This is a genomic window from Kitasatospora sp. NPDC056273 (assembly GCF_042268845.1).
Classification (GTDB): Bacteria; Actinomycetota; Actinomycetes; order Streptomycetales; family Streptomycetaceae; genus Kitasatospora.
The window spans coordinates 147,838-153,918 of the sequence record NZ_JBHJSJ010000019.1 but is presented as its reverse complement, the minus strand read 5'-3'; the positions used below and the strand labels follow the sequence as shown (position 1 = coordinate 153,918).

Genomic DNA, 6,081 nt, shown 5'->3' with positions numbered 1-6,081 from the left:
AGGCCGGGGATGTCAACATATCTGGCGTTGACTTTTGGCACGCTGTTGAGTTCTCAAGGAACGGACGCTTCCTTCGGACCGCCTTCCAGCGGACCATCCGGGCTTCGTTCTTTCGTGTTTCCAGCTTACCAGATGCTTTCCGCTCCGTTTACCGGCGCTTTCTGCTTCCGACTCGCTGTTGTCTTCCAGCGCTTGGCGCCCCGTCCGACGTTTCAAACACTAGCCGACCTCCACTTCGAAAAGCGAATCCGGCCGCAATCCGATAAAACGAACACGCCATATACAGACTGGGCCGCACCTGCGCATGACAGATTCGCCCCAGCCCGAGCCGGGAAGTGTTGGTTCAGAGGATTGGCCGCCCCGGGACCGTCCGCGTTGACACGTGTCCGGTGCTCCCAGTCGAGCGACTGGGAGACCCTACCCCTCCCCGGCGCCCGAGACAAATGCCCTGTCCGGACGGCCCCGGTCCCCTCCTTCTCCCCTCTCTCCCGCGGGCTCCGGGTCGGCGCCCGCAGGAGAGAGGCCGGGCCCCCTACCCGCGACGAACGGTCGCCTACCTGAACAGGCGGTCGCCGCTGGTGGCCATGCGGTGGGTCCCGCTGTGGCGGTTCACCCAGTCCCGGACGAGGTTGACGGCGTTGGCGCACTGCCAGCCGTTGTCGTACTCGCGCACCCCGGTGAAGGCGCCGTAGCCGGCGATGATGCCGTCCACCTGGGCGTCGCCGAGGAGCTTGTCGACGTACCACGGGTCGTTGTAGGTGGTCGTCCAGGACAGGGTGGCCGCGAGCCGTCCGGCGGACCGGTCGGCTGCTCCCTTCTTCAGTTCCGCGCAGGTGTTGTAGGTGGCCTCCGTGCAGTTGCCGAAGCCCTTGGTGATGTCGCTGTCGCCGTAGTCCATCGCCCGGCGGCCGGCCGGGAAGCCGGAGCCGGACCGGTTGAAGGCGCTGTTCACCTGGTCGCGGGTGCCGGTCGTGGTGATGCCCTCCAGCGGGCCGAGCCTGCCCTCCAGGCTCTTCCAGCCCCGGCCGCCGACGTCCGGGGTGCTGCCGCCGTGGTACTCGTAGAAGCCGTAGAGCACCTGGATGCCAGCGGCCGTCAGCCGCTGGGCCTTGTCGCGCAGTCCGGCGACGCTGCAGGTGCGGTTCGGCTCCTCGCCGCAGTAGTTGGGGTCCTTGATGTCCAGCCAGACCAGCGACAGCCGGCGGCCCGCGTTGGCGTTGGAGAGGATGCGGTCGAGCATGCTGTCGAAGCTGGGGCCGAGCCGGTTCTCGCCGGCCGAGGAACAGTCGTGGTAGGCGCGCCACTCGTTCGGGTTCCACCAGGCGCAGACGTCGATCTCGATGGCGTTGGCGCCGTGGTTGATCGCGGCGTCCACGCCGTCCAGGGTGTCGACCCGGTGCGCGATGGCGTAGATCGGGTGACGCTGGTCGGCGGCGGCCGCCGGGGTGGTGCCGAGCGCGGTGACGCCGACGGCCCCGGACAGCGCCGCCGTCAGGGCCGACAGCGTCCGCAGGTGGGCACCGCGCCTGTGGTGAGTGGTCAAGAGGTGCTCCTTCTCGCTGGTGCTCGAAGTCGTCCGTACTCAGGCGTGCTCGGATCTACTCGGACGTACTCGGACAACCGATATCACCGACTCCGCGTCGCCGTACGGTGAATGAGCGATACCTGCGGTCTCGCGGGCGCCACCGCTCAGCCGAGCGGCGCCAGCACCCCGTAGGCGTCGGAGGAGTACGCGGCGAGGTCGGGGTGGCGCTTGAGCAGGCCCGCCAGGTCGTCGAGCGCCCCGGGCTGCTCCGTCATCCGCCGCGGCAGCACCAGCCGGCCGCCCTGCTCGGGCGGGACCAGGCCGCCCACCAGGGCGCGGCGCACGGTCCGCTCGTGCCGGGTACCACGGCCGGTGCCGCCGTACGGGTCGCGGGCCAGGGCGCTGACGCCACCGCGGGCGGAGAGCTGGTCGAGCTCCGGGACGAGCCGCCAGACCTGCTGGGCGTGGTGGCTCTGCACCGAACCGGCCAGGTTCGCCTCCAGGCCGTGAGCGTGGCACAGCTCCACGAGGAACCGGATCTCCTCCAGCGAGAGGATGCCGGCCCTGGCCAGACCGTGCCGGTCGGTGTCGTGGCGGTCGAGGTCGGCGAGCTCCGGGCTGCCGGCGGTGGAGACCAGTCCGATCCGGGCGACCTTCAGCAGGATGCTGGTGTCCACCATGATCGCGTCGGCGCCGGCCGCCGCGCTGGCCTCGACCATCGCGCGGATCGCCTCCCGATCGGTGCGACGGCCCGTCGTGAGACCGTAACCCGCGTGGGAGAACGGCTCGTTGACGGCCACGAAACCGCCGGTCGTGCCCGTCGGCAGGGCGCCGGAGGCCCTCAGCTCGGCCGGCTCCGGCCGCCGGCCGCCGAACAGCGGCTCGCCGTGCGGGTCGAGCAGTGCGTCCGCGTACTCGGCGAGGTCGAACGCCCCGGGCGTGGACGGCTCGCACGGGTAGTACTCCCGCAGGCCCACCAGGGCGCGCCGCACCTGCGGAAGCGTCTTGCGGGCGTCCCACAGGTCGAGGTCCTGGGCGAACAGGACGGACATCACCCGGGTGTGCGACAGCCGGTCGGTCCGGCGCAGCGTCGCCGTGATCTCGCCGAGCACGTCGGCCAGTTCACCGGTCCGCATGCCGTCCAGGCCGACCTTGACGATCCCGCAGGGATGCACCCGGGTGCCCATCGCCAGGGCGACGCCGAGGGCGGCCTGGGCCGCCTTGCCGACCTGCTCGTACGCCGACTTGGGCAGGGCCAGACCGTTCTCCGCGCGCCGGTACAGCAGCTGGTCCTCGCCGATGTTGGTGCTCAGCTGGACCGGGAGGTCCCGCCGGGCGGCCAGCACCGCGTCCGCGATGTCCATGATCCGGCGCGGTTTGATCGTGCCGAGCGCGCTGCGCGGGTCCTCGCTGTCGATGATCCGCGCGCCGCCGAGGACCGCCTCCCGCGCCTCCTGCGGGTCGAAGACGCTGACCAGCAGCCGTCGATCCGCCCCGACCTCGCCGGGTATGCCGGGCATTCCGATGGTCGACACCGTTCCCCCTCCGAGAACTGACTGTTCGTTCGGGGGTCAGTCTTGACCGTAAGAGGTGCCCCATCGACCGATCGGCGACCGATCCTCACTCGAAGGAGTGAGATCACTTGACAGCAGGGTGGCCAGGCGGCGATGCCGCCCCGGCACGCGGCCGGTCCGCGGGCGCCTCCGGATGCTCCGTCGGCGCCCACGGGCCCGTCACCGTCGCGGGCCGGCCACGGCGTACAGCGCGCCACCGGTCACCAGCAGGGCCACCGCGGTCCAGGTGGACACCCCCGTCCCGGCCGGACAGGTCATCCAGCCGATCGCCTTCCCCACGGTGGTGGGCGGCAGCGGGGGGACGAGGATGGTGAAGCCGAGCCAGCCGATCGGCAGGATCCAGGCGAGGTGCGCTCCGCAGAGCACCGCCCCGAGCGCGGCCAGGCCGGCCAGGCCCGCGGTGTCCCGGAGGACGACCTCGGTGGGGGCGAACCTCGGCCCCGCGGCCTGCACCGCCAGCACCGCGGCGCCCACGACCACGCCGATCAGCAGCGCGTGCGCCGCCCGGCGGGGCGCCCACCGGATCGCGGCCGTCCGGTCCAGTGCGGAGTCCTGCCCGCCGAGCCCGACGGAGCCGGCCGCCACGCCCGCGGCGAGCACGAAGTACACGATCGGGTTGATCGCGTCCGCCTCCACCGCGCCCGTGCCGCCGCCCCGGTTGAAGGCCCACACCACCAGGGCGGTGAGCGCGACCGCGGCCGCCGACGTGGGCACCTGCCGTGAACGCGCGTACAGCGTCAGCCACCTCACTGCGGCACCTCCCCGGCCAGCACCGGAATCTGGTCCTGCCGCGCGCAGGACAGGGAGGCGGCGTGCAGCGCGACGATCCGCGAGCGCTGCTCCGCCGGCGGCAGTGCCGTCAGCTTCTGCCACGCGGTGTCGGCCGCCGCCCAGGTCTCGACCTCGTACGCGGTGGTGCCCTTCGGCGCCAGCGGTTGGAGCTGGGGGTCGTGGAGCGCCCAACTCACGGCGATGCTCTGGGCGGGGATGGCGACGTGCCCGCCGCCCTCCTTGTCGTTGTCCGGGTAGCAGCTCGGTGCCAGGCCCTTGGCGATCAGCGCGCGGGTCAGCTGCTCGCCCGTCGCGTCGGCGAGCAGCCGCTCGCTGAAGTCGACCAGCAGCACGTCCGCGGAGAGTTCGCGCGCCTCGGCGAGCTCGTGCAGCGCGGTGTCCTCCCGCACCGAGGTCGGCGCCCGGTCACCCAGGACCTCGTGCAGCACGCGCAGCGCGTCCTTGCTGCGCTGGGTGAGCTCGGCCAGGTGGGAACGGCTCGCCTGGGTCACGCACACCGGCCCGTCGCACACCAGCGCCGCGGCGGCCTTGTCGACGACGTAGACGTCGCGCGCGGCGGACGGGAGGACCAGCAGGGCCAGGGTCAGGCCGGCCAGGGCGGGAGTCACCGCGAGCAGCCGGGCCCGCCGGGTCGCGGCCGCCAGCAGCGCGACGCCGGTGGCGAGCAGGCCGAGCAGCCAGAGCGTCTGGCCGAGGTGGACGGAGCCGGCCAGGGTCAGCAGCATCTGCCGCGGCTCCGGGGTCGCCGGGGACAGCAGGGCGAACCGGTTCGCCACCCGGCCCGTCGGTACCGCCCCTTCGTTGTTCATCCGCAGGAACAGGCCCGTCCCCACGAAGACGATCACCACCAGGGCCGGCGGGGTGAGGACGGAGGGCAGCGCCCGCGCGACGCCCATGCCGAACACGGCGCCCGCGACCAGGGCCAGTACCGCCACCAGCGAGATCGGCAGCCAGCCGAGGGGGGTGTAGGTGGTCGGACCGGACGCCACCTGGACTCCGCCCACCAGGACCAGCAGGCCGAAGCCCGCCGCCAGCGCGAGCCCGATCGCACCGGCCGGCAGCGCCGCACGGCGCCAGGCCGGCAGTGGCGTGGTCGTCAGCAGCTCGGTCATCCGCGAGCGGGGTTCGCGCAGCCCGTACACCGCCCCGACGCCGATCACGAAGGGCCACCAGAAGGTCAGCAGGGACCGGGTCCAGAACGCCATGGTGGTCCACTGGGCCGTCCACCCCGCGGTGCCGTGCCACCAGAACGCGTCGAACGGGAGGAAGACCGCCAGGCTGCCGCCCAGGACGACGGCTCCGGCCCAGGGGGCGGCCGAGCGCTTCAGCTCGGTTCGCAGCACGCGTGCGTTCACCAGGCGCTCCCCTGCTGGCCGGAGGTGCGGAGCAGCGCCGAGTAGCCGCGCTCCAGGGGGCTGTCGCCGGGGTGCTCGGCGCTGCCCGCCGCGCCCAGCTCGTCCGGCGTGCCCTGGAAGACGAGGCGGCCGTCGGCGAAGAGCACCACGTCGGAGCAGGCGGCCGCGACGTCCTCGACCAGGTGGGTGGAGACGACCACGCAGGTGTCGCGGCCCAGGTCGGTCAGCAGTTCGCGGAAGCGCAGCCGCTGGGCCGGGTCGAGGCCGGCCGTCGGCTCGTCCAGCAGCAGCACCGCCGGGGAGTTGACGATGGCCTGGGCGATGCCGGCCCGCCGCACCATGCCGCCGGACAGGGTCTTCATCCGGTGGTCGGCGCGGTCCGCCAGGCCCACCCGTTCCACGGCGCGCTGGACGGCGTCGGGGACGTCCCGCTTCGGGACCTCCTTCAGCCAGGCCATGTACTCGACGAACTCGCGTACGGTGAACCGCTTGTAGTAGCCGAAGTCCTGCGGCAGGTAGCCGATGCGGCGGCGCAGGGCCCGGTGGTCGCCCACCCTGCCGAGGGAGGTGCCGAGCATCTCCAGCTCGCCCTCGGTGGGGCGCAGCACCGTGGCCAGCGTCCGGATCAGGGTGGTCTTGCCCGCTCCGTTGGGCCCGAGGAGGCCGTGGGCACCGATGCCCAGCGAGAGGTCGAGGCCGTCGACGGCCATCTTGCTCCGTCCGACGCGGACCTTCAGGCCGCTGGCCCGGATCTCCCAGGGGTAGGTCTTCGGCGCGGTGTCGGCCGCGCTCGCCGTATGCGTCATGCGATGGTCCCTTTCGAGGGTGGACAGGG

5 protein-coding genes are annotated in these 6,081 nt (G+C 72.6%); all 5 read right to left on the bottom strand.

Annotated features, from left to right (window positions below; all coding sequences use genetic code 11):
* Window positions 1-553: 553 nt before the first annotated feature.
* The gene (locus ACFCY1_RS19455; protein ID WP_375875363.1) at window positions 554-1,543 is read right to left on the bottom strand and encodes a phospholipase; all 990 of its coding nucleotides are present in this window, start codon (window positions 1,541-1,543) and stop codon (window positions 554-556) included.
* 146 nt (window positions 1,544-1,689) lie between these two features.
* The gene (locus tag ACFCY1_RS19450) at window positions 1,690-3,060 is read right to left on the bottom strand and encodes a (5-formylfuran-3-yl)methyl phosphate synthase (protein ID WP_375875362.1); all 1,371 of its coding nucleotides are present in this window, start codon (window positions 3,058-3,060) and stop codon (window positions 1,690-1,692) included.
* 198 nt (window positions 3,061-3,258) lie between these two features.
* On the bottom strand, window positions 3,259-3,849 hold the full coding sequence (locus ACFCY1_RS19445; RefSeq protein WP_074004644.1) for a hypothetical protein: 591 nt from the start codon (window positions 3,847-3,849) through the stop codon (window positions 3,259-3,261).
* Window positions 3,846-5,246 (bottom strand): hypothetical protein, encoded by a 1,401-nt coding sequence (locus tag ACFCY1_RS19440; RefSeq protein ID WP_375875361.1) that lies wholly within the window; start codon window positions 5,244-5,246, stop codon window positions 3,846-3,848. The genes ACFCY1_RS19445 and ACFCY1_RS19440 overlap by 4 nt, the downstream gene beginning before the upstream one ends.
* Entirely contained in the window at window positions 5,243-6,052 is an 810-nt protein-coding gene (locus tag ACFCY1_RS19435; RefSeq protein ID WP_117492847.1) for an ABC transporter ATP-binding protein, read from the bottom strand. The genes ACFCY1_RS19440 and ACFCY1_RS19435 overlap by 4 nt, the downstream gene beginning before the upstream one ends.
* Between the last annotated feature and the right edge of the window lie 29 nt (window positions 6,053-6,081).